General features: G+C 63.0%; 13 protein-coding genes and 1 pseudogene. 5 read left to right on the forward strand and 9 right to left on the reverse strand.

Features of this window, described 5'->3' with window-relative positions; translation table 11 throughout:
• The first annotated feature begins 101 nt into the window (after positions 1-101).
• From ACTJK8_RS09230 to ACTJK8_RS09240, 3 genes are all read left to right on the forward strand, one after another.
• Complete coding sequence (locus tag ACTJK8_RS09230; protein WP_440761817.1) at positions 102-965, forward strand: outer membrane protein; 864 nt, start codon at positions 102-104, stop codon at positions 963-965.
• Between the two features lie 438 nt (positions 966-1403).
• On the forward strand, positions 1404-1736 hold the full coding sequence (locus tag ACTJK8_RS09235; protein ID WP_440761818.1) for a hypothetical protein: 333 nt from the start codon (positions 1404-1406) through the stop codon (positions 1734-1736).
• Positions 1737-2292: 556 nt separating this feature from the next.
• A complete protein-coding gene (locus ACTJK8_RS09240) occupies positions 2293-2583 on the forward strand; it encodes a hypothetical protein (RefSeq protein ID WP_440761819.1) in 291 nt (96 codons plus the stop codon).
• A gap of 161 nt (positions 2584-2744) precedes the next feature.
• Here the strand turns inward: ACTJK8_RS09240 and ACTJK8_RS09245 are convergent.
• The 7 genes and pseudogenes from ACTJK8_RS09245 to ACTJK8_RS09275 form a co-directional block, all read right to left on the reverse strand.
• Positions 2745-2876 (reverse strand): annotated as a pseudogene (locus ACTJK8_RS09245) (transposase); the annotation flags it as partial.
• 121 nt (positions 2877-2997) lie between these two features.
• Complete coding sequence (locus ACTJK8_RS09250; RefSeq protein WP_440761820.1) at positions 2998-5673, reverse strand: NHLP bacteriocin export ABC transporter permease/ATPase subunit; 2676 nt, start codon at positions 5671-5673, stop codon at positions 2998-3000.
• Complete coding sequence (locus ACTJK8_RS09255; RefSeq protein ID WP_440761821.1) at positions 5663-7858, reverse strand: NHLP family bacteriocin export ABC transporter peptidase/permease/ATPase subunit; 2196 nt, start codon at positions 7856-7858, stop codon at positions 5663-5665. Before ACTJK8_RS09255 ends, ACTJK8_RS09250 begins: the two co-directional genes overlap by 11 nt.
• Positions 7859-7865: 7 nt before the next feature.
• The gene (locus ACTJK8_RS09260) at positions 7866-9185 is read right to left on the reverse strand and encodes an NHLP bacteriocin system secretion protein (RefSeq protein WP_440761822.1); all 1320 of its coding nucleotides are present in this window, start codon (positions 9183-9185) and stop codon (positions 7866-7868) included.
• Positions 9186-9552: 367 nt separating this feature from the next.
• On the reverse strand, positions 9553-10293 hold the full coding sequence (locus tag ACTJK8_RS09265) for a carbonic anhydrase (RefSeq protein ID WP_440761823.1): 741 nt from the start codon (positions 10291-10293) through the stop codon (positions 9553-9555).
• Positions 10294-10719: 426 nt separating this feature from the next.
• Positions 10720-11646: a hypothetical protein gene (locus ACTJK8_RS09270; protein ID WP_440761824.1), complete on the reverse strand. Its 927-nt coding sequence runs from the start codon at positions 11644-11646 to the stop codon at positions 10720-10722.
• 338 nt (positions 11647-11984) lie between these two features.
• A complete protein-coding gene (locus tag ACTJK8_RS09275) occupies positions 11985-12605 on the reverse strand; it encodes a hypothetical protein (protein WP_440761825.1) in 621 nt (206 codons plus the stop codon).
• A gap of 525 nt (positions 12606-13130) precedes the next feature.
• On the opposite strand from ACTJK8_RS09275, the gene ACTJK8_RS09280 reads away from it, so the two are divergent.
• Positions 13131-14192, forward strand: coding sequence for a hypothetical protein (locus tag ACTJK8_RS09280; protein WP_440761826.1), 1062 nt, complete (start codon positions 13131-13133; stop codon positions 14190-14192).
• Positions 14193-14275: 83 nt separating this feature from the next.
• Here ACTJK8_RS09280 and ACTJK8_RS09285 read toward each other — a convergent pair whose 3' ends face one another.
• Positions 14276-15172, reverse strand: coding sequence for a 3'-5' exonuclease (locus ACTJK8_RS09285; protein ID WP_058606639.1), 897 nt, complete (start codon positions 15170-15172; stop codon positions 14276-14278).
• A 233-nt stretch (positions 15173-15405) separates the two neighbouring features.
• Here ACTJK8_RS09285 and ACTJK8_RS09290 point away from each other — a divergent pair, with 233 nt between their 5' ends.
• Positions 15406-15612, forward strand: a complete 207-nt coding sequence (locus ACTJK8_RS09290; protein ID WP_440761827.1) for a hypothetical protein — start codon at positions 15406-15408, stop codon at positions 15610-15612.
• Between the two features lie 1774 nt (positions 15613-17386).
• On the opposite strand, the gene ACTJK8_RS09295 is transcribed toward ACTJK8_RS09290, so the two are convergent.
• Positions 17387-17548, reverse strand: coding sequence for a hypothetical protein (locus ACTJK8_RS09295; protein WP_440761828.1), 162 nt, complete (start codon positions 17546-17548; stop codon positions 17387-17389).
• Between the last annotated feature and the right edge of the window lie 228 nt (positions 17549-17776).

Below are 17776 nucleotides of genomic sequence, written 5' to 3' on the forward strand. Positions count from 1 at the left end.
TCCCTGAAGACATGCAAAGTGTTGCCGGTGCGTTACATCGTCAATGAAGCGCGCCTGATAAGTCATCGCCACTCAATGGCACCAACGGAAACTGCGCAGACATGACCAAGATTCTGGCCTCTCTGGCCGCCTTCACTGCCCTCACCGCCGCGGCTTCCGCTGCCGACCTGCCGCGTCGTGTTCCGCCGCCGGTGTTCACGCCGGTGCCGGTGTTCACCTGGACCGGCTTCTACGTCGGCGTGAACGCCGGCTACGGCTTCGACGCCAACAGCCGCAACACCACCAACTACGCCCTGCGCGGCGGCACGCTGGCGAACTCGCCCGACACCAACGCGGTGGTCAGCGTCAACAACCGCAGCAGCAACAATGGCTTCTCGGGCGGCGCCCAGATCGGCTACAACTGGCAGCTGACCCCGGGCTCGGGCATCGTGGTCGGTTTCGAGGCCGACGCCCAGTACGTCGACTTCGCCCGCCGCGCCAACGGCACGCTCAACTATGGGCTGACCGGCACCCCGGGCTTCGCCTTCTCGGCGCCGCGCGCCTACGTGGCGACCAGCGGCAACGGCCTGGATTACTTCGGCACTGCCCGCGGCCGCCTCGGCTACGCCTTCGACCGCACCCTCGTGTACGGCACCGGCGGCTACGCCTACGGCTCCGGCCAGGACGACCAGAACTTCGCTGGCCGCAACTTCCGCAGCAGCTTCCGCAACGGCTACGCGGTCGGCGGCGGCATCGAGTACGCCCTGCCCACCGACTCCTTCCTAAACTTCTTCCGCTCCTCGGCCGTCACCCTGAAGGTCGAAGGCCTGTACGTGAACCTCGACCGCCAGAAGAACACTGCCAGCGGCGTCTTCATCCCGAACCTGCTGCCGCCGCGCGGCGTCGCCTACCTCAACGGCGCCGCCGCCAACACCGAGTTCGCCGTCGTCCGCGCTGGCCTGAACTACAAGTTCGGCTCGTACTGAGATCCGGGCGCGCTGCTCCCGCTCGTTGTGCCGGGCGGGGCGATTGGCGGGGCGAGGTGTTGGTCCTCCTTTCCCCGCTGAGCGCCGAACGAGCAGCTGACCGGTTGGCCTTCGCATCCCCAGCCCGATCAATCTGGCCGCGAGGTCCACGAAGCCCTGGAAGCTCCGCCTCCAGGGCTTCTGCCTTGGCGAATGTGGACGTAATCGCACATGACTGGCCGGGGATCCCGATCAACCCATAACCCAGCTCGGCCGTCTCCACAGAGGCGCCGGATCGTATTGAGTGCGGATCCGAGCATCTTTCACGAGCAGGACCTTCTGCTGCTGCGGCGGCCGGCGCTCCGGAGCGCGATCATGGCTTTCAAGATGGTCTTCGCTGTCGGCATCCCCTTTTGGATAAATTGTGTATAAATTGACCTTTATAGAGCCGAGGACAAGATGTACCACAAAGACAAAATCCTGGAAATCGATCTTATTGACATTGTGGGTGGCACGGTTGACTTCAATAACAAATACTGGAAAAAATATATAATTGACGGACTTGACCACAATATCAATCACGACTTGGCATACAGCATGCATATCTTAGATAATGCCGAAAAAGAAACAGGCATCGGTTACGGACATAGGTTTATTTGGGAACAAGGAATGCACATTTACGCCCAGAACAAACAACGTGGGGCTGCTTATTTTAACGGCATGACCTATGAGATTACCAAAATGGCCAATGATTATTGGGCAACTAAGTCTGGGAGTCTTCGCTTTAGGTGAGGGGTGCTTTAGGTGGTCGGGATCGCAATGGTCTCAGCAGGGTGCTGAAGCCTGATTTGGGATCCCCACGTGGATCTCGACCGCTCGACGGCATCATAGCCGCATAGGCAATCTGATGGAGGCCGCAGCCAGGATACATATAAAACTCGGCTGCAGCTTCAAATATTTCTATATATATAATTATAATATTTATATTCTACCTGCAGATACTGTAAATGTTGTCGATATTTACACTAAACAATCATCCTTGTGATCACAGTAGCAGAGGTGATCTGCGAGGAAGGCCAGAAACGCAGGCTAGCATGCGCCTGTAGTTAGTAATTCGATGGGCCATCACCACTGATGGCAGAGATGTTATGGCATCGCTGTGAGTTTGTTAAGCAACAATCTAATCATTTCAGAAAACATAAAGACACATGGTCGAGATCGTCGCAGATTTTGCACCCAGCGGCCAGAACAGAAAATGTATCCTACGATATACGCGAGGACTACCACCTCACGAGATTACTTTGCCACGACGCAGAAGCTTGCTTGTGTCGTTAAGGAAAGCTCATTGATGTCTTACACTGATAGCGGATACATTCCAGCGGTCGGCAATCGGCTTTCTGATGAATTTCTTCATTATATTTGCGGAGGGAGCAAGGAGCTGATTGATAAGCACCTAGCGACCTTAGAATTACTTGAAAAAGACGTTAAACATGTGGAAATGAGAGCTGAAATGACAAAAATAGCCCTTCCTTTAATGTATCAAATATATTATCGGCCGGATTGGAGAGCCACGTCTCAAGTGCATATATGGAGAGATTGGCACGTGCAAGAAATTGATAGGCTTAGAAAGTCTTCTTAGCGCAAAATGTTTTAAATTTACTCCACAAGTGTGAAAGACGGACAAATTCCAGGCCGATTTGGTAGAGTAAAACCAGGCTACGGGCCGCAGACAGCCTGAACAATGAAGGGACCCTATCGGGTCCCTTCATTGTTCGTCGCTGATTGTGAGGGTCCGTCCGGCCGGATCTCTAGCACGCCCATGCCGACGAACTGCTTCTTCCAGCGGTAAAACGTCGGCTCGGACACGCCCATCTCCCGGCAGATCTCATCCACCGTCGCGCCGTTCTCCGCCTGCCGCAAGGCAAAGGCGATCTATTCGTTCGTGAAGCACTTGCGAGGCATGGCATCCACCCTCCTTCAGAGTTCAGGATGTCCGAAAAACTGCACTCAGCGCGGATCAGTTTGCCGGGTCAGGGTCAATTGATGGGAGTCATCAATGCAGCTGACGCTCGGCCAGTCGGAAGAACGCGCCTCGCCGCCGCATCAGCTCGTCGTAGCTGCCAGTCTCGACGATCGCCCCGTCCTGCATCACCACGATCCGGTCCGCATCCTGAACCGTACTCAACCGGTGCGCCACCGCGATTCGGGTCACGCTCATCCGCCCTAGAGACTCCGACACCAGCGCCTGCGTCCGGTTGTCCAGCGCGCTCGTCGCCTCGTCGAACAGCAGGATCCGAGGCTGCCGCGCCAGGGCCCGGGCGATCATCAGCCTCTGGCGCTGCCCCCCGGATAGGCCACCGCCGCCCTCGGCGATCGCCGTGTGCAGACCCATCGGCATGGCACCCAGATCCGCCTCCAGGCCCGCGCGCTTCAGCGCCGCCATCGCCTCATCCGGCGTGAGCGGCGCCCCGGCAGCGACGTTCTCCAGGATCGAGCCGCCGAACAGCCGACCGTTCTGCAGCACCGTGCCGATCTGACGCCGCACGCGCGCCTTGTCGAGGCCGGCGAGATCGCGGCCGTCGAGGAACACCCCACCGATCTCCGGCCGCTCGAAGCCGAGGAGCAGCCGCAACAGGGTCGACTTGCCCGAGCCGGATGGGCCGACGATCGCGACGAACTCGCCCGGCTCGATCCGCAGCGACAGCCGGTCCAGGATCGCCGGTCCACCCGCCGCATACCGGAACGTCACCGACTGGACGTCGATCGCCCCGCTCAAGCGGCCGGGATCGGCGCCTCCGCCACCGGTCTCGGGTTCGGCTTCCAGGATCGGCTTGGCCCGGTCGTAGAGCGGGATCAGGGCGAGCAGCGCCGGGACCAGCCCGGCGATCGACAGGACCGCCGCCCCGAACTGCCCGGCCGCAGCGGTGAACGCTACGAACCCGCCGAGATCCAGGCGCGCCCAGCCGAAGCCGACCGCTGCGTCGATCGCGATCGTGCCCAGCACCGCCCAGGCGACGAGGAAGCTGGTCGACGATCCTTGCCACTGGCGCGCGCGCCGCTCGGTCCAGCGGATCCGGCCGAACCCGGCCGCCCAGCGGGTGAACGCCCGGACTTCGGCGCCGGCCACGCGCAGCTTGTCGATGCCGTCGATCAGCTGGACCGACAGGCCGCCCTGCGCGCCGGCCAGCGTCTGCATCCGCCGCTGCAGGTGAAGTTGCACGAGGCTCGCGGCGAGCATCACGGCGATCTCGACGGCGAGCAGCGCCACCACCACCAGGGTCAGCTTCCAACTCACCACCAGCATCAGCACGAGGTTGAGCGCCCCGAACACGGCGCCGAGTAGCGCCCCGACCGTGGCGCCGCTCATCACCTCGCGCATCTGGTTGACCGCGTCGGCCCGCAGGGCGAGGTCGCCGACCGTGTAGGTGCGGAAGAAGCCGGCTGGCAGCCGCAGCAGGCGGTCCCACAGCGCGGCTTCGGCCCGGGCATTGACCAAGGTGGCGAGGCGCGCGACCGCGCGCGCGCGCGCCCACTCGAACGCCACCGCGCCGAACGCCGCAGCCGTCAGGGCGGCGGTCATGGCGAACAGCTCGGGCCGCATGCCGGACGGGATGATGTCGCCGAGAAGCAGGCTCGATGCGTAGGGGGTGACGAGGCCGGCCAGGGCCGGCAGGGTGCTGTAGGCGAACACCGCGCCGATCTTGCCGCCGAGCCCACGCATGATCGACCGCAGGGGGACGGTGATGCCGAGGCGCCCCAGCCCGAACCCCTGGATGAGCTGGAACGCGCGCGGTTCGAGGCTTGCGGCCATGTCGCCGCTCAGCCTGCGGCGCGCGCCATCCGGCAGCCGCACCGTGAACCCGGCTCGCGCAGGCAGCAGCGCCACCGGCCGGCGATCATCGGCTCCGAACGCCAGCATGGGCTCGCCCCCGGTGCGCCACCAGCCCTGCTCCAGGCGCACGGGGCGCAGTCGCAGCCCCCAGTGCCGAGCGAGATCATCGAGCGCCGTGGTCGGATCCTCCGACGGCGTCAGTGGTGCGGCCTCGGGCCGGCGTACGCCGAGCGCGGCAGCGACCGCCGCGAATGCTTCGGCCAGGCTGGTCGAGGGAGCGATTGAGGGAGCGACCGAGGGGCCATCGCTGTGGGTGATTTCGGCGAGCACGGCGTCGATCGCGGCGTGATCGGCGTCGCGACGCTGATGGATCCGCGCCGCGTGGGTCCGTTCCAGATCGGCCAGGGCCGCGACGAAGACCTGTGCGGCGGAGCGCTGGGTCGCCTCGAACAGGCGCGCGAGCCGGTCGTCGCCCGCGGAGACGAGCCACGCTTCCGCGCTGGTCGGTGCCGCGTTCAGCTCCGGCACGAACCGGCCGAGCAGGCCGAGCCACGCGTGGATCGCCACGGTCCAGGCCACAGCGGCCTCGGGGGAACGGGTCGCCTCGATCTCGGCAGCGCGGCGGTCCGCCCAGCGGATGCGGGTGTCGGGTTCCGAATGGAACACGAGCCGCAGCGCGCCCGCGAACGGGAACGGGAACACGCTTTGCCCGGCCTCGACCGGGAACAGCGGCGGCGCCAGCCCGGCGACGCCGGGCCGGGTCAGGCGCAGCTCCCCGCGCCCAGCGAGGACGATTAGGATCCGGTCCTCGTCGAGGAGCGCGACCGGGGTGCCGTCGAGAACCACCTCGTCGGATGTGGCCGGGCCGGCGGGCGGAGCGTGGATCTCAAGCCGCACGGATCAGGTCCCTGTACAGGCCGGGCACGCCGCTGAGCCGGTGGTGCGGCCCGCGCTCGACGACCTGGCCTCGGTCGAGCACCAGGATCTCGTCGACGTCCCGGATGGTGCTGAGCCGGTGGGCGACCAGGATCGTGGTGCAGCCGCGGCGGCGCAGGTTGGCCAGCACCTGCGCCTCGGTGGTGGCGTCGAGGGCCGAGGTCGCCTCGTCGAGGATCAGCACGGCCGGGCGGCGGGCGAGCGCGCGGGCGAGCTCCAGGCGCTGGGCCTGCCCGCCTGAGAAGTTCGCGCCGCCCTCGGCGACTGGCGCGTCGTAGCCGCCGGGTCGGGCCATGATCACGTCGTGGATGCAGGCGTCCCGCGCCGCCGCGACCAAGTCGGCCTCGGCGATGGTCGGGTCCCACAGGCTCAGGTTCTCGCGGACGCTGCCCTGGAACAGCACGACGCGCTGATCGACCAGCGCCAGAGCGGCAGCGAGCCGGTCGTGCGCGATCGCCCCGGCGGGAAGGCCGTCGAACGCGACCGTCCCGGCCCAGGGGCGGTACAGGCCGGCGACGAGGCGGGCGATCGTCGATTTGCCACAGCCCGACGGCCCGACCAGCGCGACCCGCTGCCCGGGCTGCAGATCGAGCTCGAACCCGTCGATCAGCGGCGCCTCCAGGCGGCTGTAGCCGAACTGCACCTGCGACAGCCGCACGCCGCCGCGCAGCCGGCCGGGGTCGGACCCTGCGGCTACCGCGGCCTCGTCCCCCTGCTCAAGTGAGGCTACGAGAAGGGGGTCGGTCGGGTAGCGCAGCACGTCGTCCAGGCGTTCGAGGTCGCTCGTCATGTCCTGGAGCCGCGTCGCGACGGCCAGGAGCCCGTGGACCGGGCCGAGGAAGCCGGCGAGCAGGGTCTGGAAGGCGACGAGGTCGCCGATGGTCATGGCGCCGTCCATGATCCGCAGGCCCGCGACCGTCAGGATCGCCGGGGCGGCGACGCCGGACAGGAGCGCGGGCAGGAGGCCAACGCGCGCGAGGGCGAGGTCGATGCGCTGATGGGCGTTGAGCAGCTTGGTCTGGGCACCGTACCAGCGGCTGAAGAACCCGTCCTCCAGCCCGGAGGCCTTCAGGGTCTCGATCGACTGCAGGCCGCTGAGCGCGATGCTGGAGACCATCGCCGCCTCCCGGCGCAGGCGTCTGGCAGCATCCGTGCGCAGGCGCGTCGAGACCCGGACCAGGAGCAGGCCGAGGAGCGCCAGCGCGATGCCGATACCGGCGAGCACCGGGTCGAACAGCAACATCAGCCCGCCGTAGACGAGGGCGGCGACGCCGTTGACCAGGACCGCCGGGATGAGGTCGGCCATGGCGCGGCACAGGTGCTCGGCGGTCCCGACCCGCATCGCGATGTCGGCGGTGTGGCGCTGAGCGAAGAACTCGGCCGGCAGGCGCAGCAGGTGCCCGAACACGTCGAGGCCGATCCGCAGGGACAGCGCCCAGTGCAGCCGGGCCAAGACGTAGCTCTGCAGCCAGGACAGCGCGCCCTGGGCGAACATCGCCAGGGCGAGGCCGAGCAGGAGCGGGCGCAGCCAGTCCTGCAGGTTGTCGAGAAGGATCTGGTCGACGAAGATCTTCGCCGCGGTAGCCACCGCCAGGGCCGGGACCATCGCGGTCAGGCCGGCAAGGGCGAGGACGCCGATCGCGCCCTTCGAGCGCGTCAGGCGGCCGAGCAGGCTGCGCCACGTGCGCGGCGGCGCCCCCTGCCGCTGGAAGCCCGCGCCGGGGACTGCCGTGAGCAAAACGCCCGTGAAGCGCTCGTCGAACTCCTCGGCGCTGATGCTGAGCGGGCCGGCAGCCGGGTCGTTGATGTGGACGCGACCGCGCGCAGCGCCCTCGACCACGACGAAGTGGTTGAAGTCCCAGAACGCAATCGCCGGCATCGGGTAGGCCCCGAGCTGGCCGGGCTCGACCCGCCAGCCGGCAGCCTCCAGTCCATAACTCCGGGCCGCGCGCAGCATGTTGCTGGCGCGGCTGCCGTCTCGGGAGACGCCGCAGGCGGCACGCAGCTCCGGCAGCGTCACCCAGGCGCCGTGATAGGCGAGCACCATCGCGAGGCAGGCGGCGCCGCACTCGGTCGCCTCCATCTGCAGGATGGTCGGGACCCGGCGGCGGCGGGCGGCAGGGCGGGATTGTGAGGGCGCACTCATGCCGGCCTCACAGGCCGGTCCAGCGCCGCAGCGCCGGGATCGCGAAGGAGATCGGCGCGGCCGACCGGACCGTGATCGCGCCGGCGACCGTCGTGCCGCTGTCGAGCTGCAAGCCCTCGCCGCGGCGCGATGTCCAGAGATAGCCAACGCCCTCCGCGCGACGGTCGAGCGATACGGCGATTGCGATTGGCGCGCCGTCGCCGGCGAACTTGCGTGACAGCTCTGGGTTGCCGAGCCGGTTGGCGATCTCCCGCTGGGTCTGCGGAACCGGCGACACCTGTCGCACGGTGCCGACCAGCGAGCCGTACTCCTCGCGCTTGGCGTTCGCGAGCGATACCCGGGCACTCATGCCGGGCCGAACCTGCTTGCCGGCCTCCGGCGGCAGGTAGACCAGGGCCTCCAGGCGATCGGCACCGGTCTCGTAGGTGATCAGCGGCTGCCCGGCGTTGACGAGCGCGTTGCGGGTCGCCTGGATCATCACGACCTGGCCGGGCTCGGTGGCGCGGACGTCGGTCGCGAGGCTGAGAGCGAGCTTGGCTTGGTGGAGTTGACCCTCCAGGTCATGCTGCTCGCGGTCGAGGCTCTCCAGTTCCTGGGCTTGGCTGGTCCGCAGGGCGAGCAGGGTGGTGTCGATCGAGCCGAGTTCTGTCCGCGCCCGCACGGTCGCCTCGCGGGCGGCCAGGAGGCGCTCACGCGCGTCGAGGACGCGGTCGGCGGTGCTGTTGCCGGCCAAGCGCAGACCCTCGCGGGCTTCGAGGAGCTGTTCCAGCTCCTGAGCGCGCTGGGCGTTGAGCTGCTGGGTTTCGGCGAAGCCGCGACGCTTGAGCTCGGCGAGCTGGATCTCCGCGCGGGTCCGGTCGGCCTGGCGGGCGACGATCTCCCGGCGGCGGGCGGTGAGCTGGTCGAGCCGGGTCTGCAGATCGCCGACCCGGCCGCGCTCCTCGGGTGCGCGTAGGCGGGCGATCAGAGCGCCCGTGCTGAGCCTGTCGCCCACGGCGGCGATCTCATCGACCCAGCCGACCTTGGGGGCGTGGACCTCGACGAAGCTGCCTCCCTCGCGCAGGAGGACGCCCTGGCCGGTGACGGTGACGCGCACTGCTCCCCAGATGGTCCAGGCGAGCGTCAGCCCGGCGAGCGCGAGGCAGGCGACGAGCACGATCGCAGCTGCGCCCGAGACGACCTGCAAGCGCTCGTCGAGGGCTTGCGGGGTGGCGAGCCGGGCGAGGGCCTGGGGTCTGAACAGCGGCGGTCGTGCCGCCTCCTCCTGGGGCGGGAACGGTGCCTCCGCCTCAGTGGGCGAGGCCGGGCGGCGGGCGGCGGCTGTCATGTCGCGGAATGAGACCCCGGGAAATGAGACGGTGTCCGGCTGGCCCGGCCAGGCGACCGGGTCTGGATTGGTCCTTCACCGCATCGGCCGGACGCGAGAGGCACCACCCATCCGCAGCTTGTTCAGGGCTGGACGACCCCGAAGTTCAGCAACCGACGGTTGAACGACATCAACGCGCTGCCTAACCGATGAGGCCAATACAGGGTTAATGCCGCACCAGTCGTTATGGATTGGTTATCCATTCTCGACATCGCGAAACATCATGATCAATGCGACATCGTTGCACGAAAATTTGAGGCTGGCTGTTAGCCCCCGTGCAGGATATCGGCCCGCGGCCAGTCGATACCGACGCGCACGGGGCTGAAGTTCATATCTCCTGCATCCACTCGACATGGCCGTCAGCGAGCCCGTAATGCGCCGACACGACCTTCACCTTACCGGCGGTCAGCGCGTCCTTAATGACCGGGCTCTGGCTCGTGAGTCTTTTGGCGACACGGCGGGCATTGGTCCGCACGGACGCCTCTAGAAGGTCGCCCCCCTGGCCGCGTGCCTCCAGCACCGCCGGCACGATGGGCTGTACCATCTCGCCGATGACGCCGGGGAAGCTCGCGTTCTTCTCCACGACGTCGATCGCCGCCGCGACGGCGCCGCAGGACTCATGCCCGAGCACGACGACGAGGGGCACTCCAAGGACGCCGACGGCATACTCGATACTGCCCAGGGCCGAGATATCGACCGTGTTGCCGGCGTTCCGGACGATGAACAATTCGCCGAGCCCGCGCCCGAACAGGATCTCCGGGGAGACCCGACTGTCGGAGCAACCGACCAGGACGCAGAACGGCGCCTGACCGCGGGCGAGCTCAAGACGCCGCTGACGCCCGTTCACCGCCAGGGCAGTGGCTTCGTTTCGGAAATTCTCGTTGCCCACCTTCATCAATCCGAGCGCGTCGGCAGGCGACAGAGAGGTCTCGACCCTCGACGATGCAGCCTGGACGACCCCGCAGGGTAGAACGGAAGCGGCGAGCAAGCCGGCGGTCCGAAGCAGAAGATGCCGTCGCCCGAAACGCGGCGCGCCGATCTCCGTGCAACAGTCGCAATCCGCATCCATCAAGATTTTCCTTGAGTTTCGGAGAGCCTCACTGTCCGTGCTTGACGTCCTGAACTGCCCCGTCAAAGCGGAAGCGCGATCTCGATCGCGCCACCCCGTGAGTTGTGGTGGGCTTAACCAGACCACGATTGATGAACCGATAATACCTTATGGGGATACCCCGGGCGGGATCTGTGCCTGGGGTGTTTGCGACCTCGCGGCCAAGTTGATCGGGCTGCGGATGAGTAGGCCAATCCGTCACCTGCTTGTTCGGCGGCCAGTGCTGAGAGGAACCCCGCCGGACCCTGCATTTACCTCTGGCCCGGATCACCACGTGTGGGTCAATCAGATCCCGACTCTCATCGAACTCGTTCCGACGCTGCAAGCGAACGCGAAACCGTCAAATTGATGTCAGCTGTCGCCATCCTCTAGCGTTTGGCACTGATTTCACGTAATTCTTCCCTTCAACCAGTTTTTTGCCAGATTAAAGCTCAGATCATGAGAGGAAAGCGTATCTGAGATAAAACGATCGATCGTCTTTATTCCTAGTGAGGTTATATTAAGAAATTTTTGTCTCCCGCCAGCTCGTTCGACCAACTTTTTATTACCAGCCAAAACAATTATATTGCGCACGTGAGATCTAGAAACACCTACTTTCATCGCTGACTCGATAAAATCGGCCTCCCTAACTTGATTGTCCGGGCTCATAGATGCAGCTAGAATCAGATTTCTCATAACATTTGCGCCGTGATTCATATGGAGAAACGGCAAAAAATGATGGTTTTGCTGCAGAAAATTTTTGATGATCGGCGTCATGATTTTGGGCGCGCACCGGCGATGAGCGAGATGAAAGACTGGATCGCGCTTGATGGCAATGTTGTAGTCTGCGTCCGGGTAAAGGAGCTGCAAGATGTCGTAGTAGGCGCATAGCTGTTCCCGATCCCACGCGAGGAGCTTTTCCGTGGGACGCAGGAAGCGTAGGCGGCGATCAGCTGCTGGGCATTCAAGCGTAATGTGGTTCGTTATGACTAGACGGCGCACGACATCGTCGAGTTGACGTTGGCTAGATTGTCCGAAAGCATTGGCTGTCTCTTTGACTTTCGCCAGCGTAGGCCATGTCGAGCGATCTTCGGGTTCAAAACCAGCGTAGACTTTTACAATAACACAAACCGCCGTGTAGCGATAAGCTGCTGCAGACCAGCCTCCGGGGAATTTGTCTGCCGAATTATTTGCATTAATTTTCGTGATATACAATGAACGGACTCGTTCATATTCTGGATGTGTGAGGATCTCACCCGTTGTCCTGTGCGCGATGCCAGGCACGAACGGCTTGAATAGATCGTTATCTGGCGGAGAAAATTTCAAGAAAGTCATACACATCGAACTCGGATTGAGATATAACGTATGCGTTGCCTCTCCAGACTAGAGTGTCATAACTATCAGAAAAATTATGATATTTATTACGACGCTGATTGATATTGCAAATCTATTATCTAATTTATTTTTTTGAGAAGGCAGCTGATCGTAGTAGTATCTCCAGTCCATTGCACAGATCTTAAAGTGATCATGATTCCACATGATTGATAGACATTGAGTGCCAAGCTCTATGTCAGACCAATCAGCAGCTTTATTGTCAAGTTTATATCATGAAAAATTCGAAAGATACAGCAATAAATTCAAATTGATATCTATACTCTGAGCCTTGATGACAATTAGCCAGCAGAATAGCCAGAAGTCCTATTCCGACGGATAAGTTCATGCCAGCCTACACGTTCGCTTTTTAGCGAGTGTGGCAGATTTGAATTGCGACCCAAATATTCACGCAAGTCGTATGCTCGCGACTTCATTGACGTAGGATATATACCTCTAGTCTTTTGTGTTCCAGATATTCGATGCGACCCTGTCGCCTCGATGGTGCGAACAACAGTTATTCTTCTAAACGCAAGTATAGTCAAAAAAAAGAAACAGACAGCGACGCAAATCAAGCCGACAACCAACTCATTTTCCTTGGATTTATGATCAATCGTCATGTAGATGATGCCCGTTAAGGCCGTACCCGCAATGAAAACGCGAGGCATCCATTCTTCCGATGGCGCGGCATCTTTATGGTAGATTTCAAATTTTCCGCCAGAATTTTTTGACGCGCCTTCTTTTATTTGATCATCGTTGTCTCTGAAAGCGCTTGCAATTTGACTGGAGGAATTTCTGAGTGCTGAGTTTACGTATGTACTTGCAAGCAATTTGAGGCGCATACTTGCAAGTGCGTCGGACGCGGCGTCGATACCGGTTGCACGGCCACCTTCGAATTTACCTTTGGCATTCCCGTTAGTCATAAACAAATATCTGTTTCTGTGGCACTCAACTAAGATCGCGCTCATGAGCGAAACTGAAATAACGATGTAATTTTTGTCAAACCATGACTGAACTTTCTCTGATGCGGCAGTTGAACTTACTTGAAATTCTAACGTGTGGATTTATGTCGAGCAAGAGTGCCGTTTGTCAAAAATTGCGACGATCGCTTATAATGGCTAGCCGGCTTAGTTCGGCGAAAACCTAAAGTTGCTCCGGGAAAGATGGGCAGATGATTTCTCTGTATCTGACACATGTCTTCACATGATCGTTTACAGCGATCTGTTTGTCTATGATCCGTGCCTAGGTGCACTTGGTGATGTTACGGCGTACGTTGGTGCAGTTCGATCAACACAAAGGTCAATCATCGCATGCCGACGAGATCGCACAGCCTGCGATGACATGTATTTTGAGGAATAGACAAAGATAAGGTTGTGCAATATTCGCAGCGCGCCGGTCAAGTTTTGCTTGAAAATAACCGAATATCAGTTCCGTCAGGCAACTGATTGATGACAATGCCCAATAAAAGTGGGAAATATCGCGCTTTGAAACATATAGTGATGCAAACTGCATGTGCGGAAGAGAGCCAAACCGTCGCCGCTGATGCGGGTTTGCAGCAACCTAAGCCGCGGCAGGCGGCCAAATCCGGGGACATTCCGCAGTCGGATCCCTTATTGCGTCGCCTTTTGCCCGAGGTCGATCACCGCACCGTGGGCGAAATCCTGGTGCATCCCGACTTTGCGCGGATGCGGCGGTGCTACGTTCCTGACACGATCGCCAACTACGAAAGCGCCGTTTTCCCGGGTGGCTGGCAAAGCGCAGCTTACCGCACCGCGGCGCTGGGCGCGATCGTTTGCCTATGGGCAAATTTCGACGAGGCGAACCGCGCAACGTGGCCGACGCTGGCCTTGTTCAAGCGTGCTGTCTCCACCTTCGGGTTCTCAAGTCCGCGCCAGATCGACGATTTCGTCCGACGCCTCACCGAAACCGGTCACATCGTACAGGAGCGCGTCGTTGCGGACGGCCGCTTGCGCCTGCTCAAACCCACCGAGAAGCTACTTGCTTGGGATCGCGAGGTGATCGCGCCCTATTATGAAGCCCTGCAGCTCCTATATCCCGAACCCGGCTACGGCCTCCCCATAGCACGCGATCCAGAATTTCACCTCGCCCAACGCCGATGTGCCGTTGAGATCTTCCCCGTAATCGGGAATTTTCTCCGAGAAATCGTCGAGCTTTTACCCTTCTACAACATGTACCAGGGCCTCAATGTACTGCTGATGCTAGCAGATCGGCAAGCGACCGATCCCGATAAATCGATGCACGAGCGGGACCTTACAGAGATACAGCATCGCTTCAGGACGTCGCGGTCGCACATCCGAAACATCATCACCACGGCAGAAGCAAGTGGTCTCATTATCTGGACAGAAGGCAGTCGGAGGCGTTTTGCCGCGACACCGCAGGCTCTCGCGGCTACCGACCTATTCATCGCCTATACGCTTGCCTCTCACGACCTGACCTACCGTATGGCGATGAAGGAGATGGGACGCGATCCGGGCGCTCTGGTGCGATAACTTGAGCTGATAATTTGTACCCAACCGCGCCGCTCCATATCCTCCCCTTATGCGAATAAGCGTACGAGCAGGGCTTTTCCTGTTCAGGCACTCTGCTCGGGATTGGTCCGGACCGAATACCGGTCCCGCGCCGTGAACCGGTCGGCCGGTAGGTCGATGATCGGACGACGGTAGATCGCCTCGCTCAGGAACGTCCGCTCGATCTCGATCTGATCCTCATCCAAGTCGACGTACCAGCAGCGGCGACGGCCACTCCAGCGGTAGCGCCGCGCCTTCAGAAGCTCTTTGGTCTCAATCGGCGACCCCTGCGCCCATAGCCGCACCGTCGGCTTGCGCGCCGTCTCCAGGAGCGCGGCCAGCGCCAGCTGGCCGGAGGCCTGCAGCGGACGGGCGAGCAGCGCCAGCAGTGCATGGCAGTCGTCGATCGCCCGGTGGCCGCGGTGGAACAACCCGCAATCGGCCAGCAGGTAGCCGAGCTTCAGCCCCTCGTGCCCCTCCGCCCGCCACGGGATCTGGTGGCACGAGCAGCCCCAGTTCTTCTCGCGGAACACCGGCCAGCGCGGTTCGCACATCTGCCGGTCGAAGCTGGCGTTGTGCGCGATAACCACGGCAGCGTCGGCTGCGATCCGCGCCACCGCCGCATCGTCGATCCGCTGCCCTGCCACATCGGCGTCGGTGATGCCGGTCAGTCGGGTGATCTCCAGCGGGATCGGCTTCTGCGGCTCTTGCAGCTGGTTGAGGGTGTCGAGAACCCGGTAGATGCGCCCGCTGGCGCCGTACTCGAATTTCAGGATCCCGAGCTCGATCACCTCGTCCGTACTAAAGTCGGTGCCGGTGGTCTCAACGTCGACCACCAGGCCGATGAACGTCGGCTCCTCGGGGGCGTCCGGATGGCCAGCCAGCGGCTGTAGCCGGCGCAGCACGCGGTAGTCGCCCGTGCCTTCGAGGACAGTGGCGATGCTGTCGAGGGGCTGGCTCACGTGCCTGGCGGTCCCGGTTCTCCCTGGCCGCGCACCATCCCGGTCGCAACGGCGGATCCGCCTGAGCCTAGCGGCAGGCCGAGCAGTGCGAACAGCCACGGCAAGGCCTGTCCACAGACGGATGCGGCGTGCGGCCTCCGCCCCGAACCCTCGTCTTGACCGATAGATTAGATTTATTCTAATTTGCAACTGAGCGCAGTCGCCAGCTGCTACCCAGTTCCAGGAGCCCGATCATGGCCAACGCCAAGTGTGAGACCTGCCGCTTCTTCGACGAGCACAAGGGCAACGGCGCCGTCGCGCAGAACGATGCTGGCCTGTGCCGCGTCAACCCGCCGGTCAGCCAGCCCGCGCCCGCGCCCGAGTCCAAGGGCCTCTGGCCGGTGGTCGCCACCCAGGATTGGTGCGGCCACTACACCGCCGAGATGACCGCCGCAGAGTGAGGCGGATCGTTCCAAGAGGGACGCTGGGCCGGCCTCGAGGCCGGCCGTTTTCGTTTGCGGATAAGGATTCGTGGAGCAGACTGGACGACGGCCGGAAGCCACGGGGCCAGTTCGATCGACGCCGTCCGCGCAGCCGGGTACCTCGACAGGCCTACGGGGTCTCAGACGCTTCAGTGCGTGTGGTGTGATAACCCCAAGCTTATGGCAAACCGCTGGCAAACTTGCTGGCAACGACTGGCACCCTGTGGGTCCTTGTAGCCCGTCGTGGCCGCAGCCTTCCTCAACTGCGCAGACGCTACAGCGGATGGGTGGCGGCGCCGTCGGATCCGGTCTCAGCCCGAACGGCGACGTGGCACGTCGGTGGAGGCACGGCAGGGTACGGGTCGGGTCCGGCAAGAGGCGTTAGAAGACGGTCGTGGTACGGTAGCAAGAAGGGCATCACACCACACGCACTGAAGGTGCAGGCAGCCGTGGCGCTCCATCCGATCGAGCCGAACCGGCAAAAAGACCGGCACTCCTCCGTGCCGCCATCCTGCCTCAACCCATTGGCTGAGCACCGGAGCTCCGGTCCGGCGCGACCGGGAAAAATCAGCCCGTATCACCCGATGGATCCACCTCCCCCTTCTGCCTCGGACGGTGGGAGGTCTGAAGCTACTTCAGACTGTGCGTCGGGCCGTCCCCGGATGTCGATCGACTTGGCTCCGGTTTGCCTTCCATTCGTGTTCGGGCTCTGCCGGCCTTGCTCCGAGCATATCGGACGATCTGCACACGTCGCACCCGCATCGTGCGCGTCGCCGCCCGACTCTATGCTCCAGACTATGGCCGAGCTGTTCCCGGCATCACAGTCTCTTGCGTCCGGTATACGGCGCGGCTGTCGCGCCTATGCCTGTGCGTCGAGGCAGATCGTGTGCGGGGCGTATCGGACGGTTGTCGCGTCGCTGATCACCCCATGTTGGCATCATTATCGCTCGGATCCTCACGCGTCCGCTCGTCGGCTTGGAACCGGCAATCGAACCCATTTCTGGCCAGCCCAAACGGCTTTGCCACAATCGCTTTTCTGGGTTCTGGCCGCGAATGGCCCTCCGGAGGTGCGTGGTGTGTGCTGACAACGAGAGCCCGCATCCCCCAACCAAGCGCGTCACGGTCGGGAACGCAAGACGCCACCAAGCTGACCCGCGAGGCGCAACGAGAAGGACGGGAGATGGCAGGACATAAGCTACATCTCAAGCCGTCCCACACAGCGCATCTCAAGGCTGGCAGCATCGTCCCGACAAGGAGAAGCCCGCGGATCCGGTAAGCCCAATCCCGGCTCGCCTCAGGTCCGACGACGACCGCCGCGCAAGTCCGCGCTCGAGCCCGAACCACCACCCGGCGACGCTGAGCCCATAAGCCGCTTCATCACACGGCCGGAATGCGAACGGGAACATTGCTGGGCCGGAGGGTGAGTTCGACGGGCTGATCGAGGTCGAGGTGCATCGTGGGCCCAACTGGCCTGGCGGCGGATCTGCCTCCCCATGCCAAGGCCGTGCCGCGCGGGTTCAGCCCGGCATATCAGTGGGCCATGAGCCGGCGCGTGCGGTGACCAGTTCCACCGCGGCGCCGACCCTCACGCGACCGCCCGGCCGAGGGGTCACGGGCGAACCGAGGGGAACTGGCCCGCGGTCACCTGTCGTCGCGCGCTTGCCCGCCACGGTGCCGTGCGGTGTCGCGAACGCCTCGAGCACCTGGCGGGAAGAGGCCGCGGTGTAGCAGGCCAAGCTCGGCTTGTCGCCGATCAGCCCTCCCGTTGGAGGCGGGTTTGTAGCTGCACGGCCTGGGTGTGCCAGGCGTCGCGCTCGATCTGCACGGCCTCGCCGAGCTGCAGGCGCAGTTCGGCATTCTCCGTAGCCAGGGCGAGGAGCAGGGCCGGCAGGTCATCGCTCCTGGCATGGTGCATCGGGCCGCTCCGGATTCGGGAGCGGCGCGTCTAGCCGAGCCATACACCCGTGTCGACGCGTGTCCGCGTGTCGGCGGATTAGCGCGGTCGCAGGTGATCGGCCGGCTGTGTACCGGTGAGCCGAGAGTGCTGTGATGGTGGAGGGCGTTCGTCAGACCGTCCGGGTTCAGACCCTCAGCGCATGGCTCTGGCCTTCCCACCACCCTGCCGGATTCTCGAAGGTGTCGC

This window comes from Methylobacterium sp. 22177, assembly GCF_052045615.1.
Lineage (GTDB): Bacteria > Pseudomonadota > Alphaproteobacteria > Rhizobiales > Beijerinckiaceae > Methylobacterium > Methylobacterium radiotolerans.

Bases quoted from the DNA above. Each gene is read 5' to 3' on its own strand.
- ACTJK8_RS09230 (WP_440761817.1), top strand. From the start codon at position 102: ATGACCAAGATTCTGGCCTCTCTGGCCGCCTTCACTGCCCTCACCGCC.
- ACTJK8_RS09235 (WP_440761818.1), top strand. From the start codon at position 1,404: ATGTACCACAAAGACAAAATCCTGGAAATCGATCTTATTGACATTGTG.
- ACTJK8_RS09240 (WP_440761819.1), top strand. From the start codon at position 2,293: ATGTCTTACACTGATAGCGGATACATTCCAGCGGTCGGCAATCGGCTT.
- ACTJK8_RS09255 (WP_440761821.1), bottom strand. From the start codon at position 7,858: ATGAGTGCGCCCTCACAATCCCGCCCTGCCGCCCGCCGCCGCCGGGTC.
- ACTJK8_RS09260 (WP_440761822.1), bottom strand. From the start codon at position 9,185: ATGACAGCCGCCGCCCGCCGCCCGGCCTCGCCCACTGAGGCGGAGGCA.
- ACTJK8_RS09265 (WP_440761823.1), bottom strand. From the start codon at position 10,293: ATGGATGCGGATTGCGACTGTTGCACGGAGATCGGCGCGCCGCGTTTC.
- ACTJK8_RS09270 (WP_440761824.1), bottom strand. From the start codon at position 11,646: ATGACTTTCTTGAAATTTTCTCCGCCAGATAACGATCTATTCAAGCCG.
- ACTJK8_RS09275 (WP_440761825.1), bottom strand. From the start codon at position 12,605: ATGACTAACGGGAATGCCAAAGGTAAATTCGAAGGTGGCCGTGCAACC.
- ACTJK8_RS09280 (WP_440761826.1), top strand. From the start codon at position 13,131: ATGACAATGCCCAATAAAAGTGGGAAATATCGCGCTTTGAAACATATA.
- ACTJK8_RS09290 (WP_440761827.1), top strand. From the start codon at position 15,406: ATGGCCAACGCCAAGTGTGAGACCTGCCGCTTCTTCGACGAGCACAAG.
- ACTJK8_RS09295 (WP_440761828.1), bottom strand. From the start codon at position 17,548: ATGCACCATGCCAGGAGCGATGACCTGCCGGCCCTGCTCCTCGCCCTG.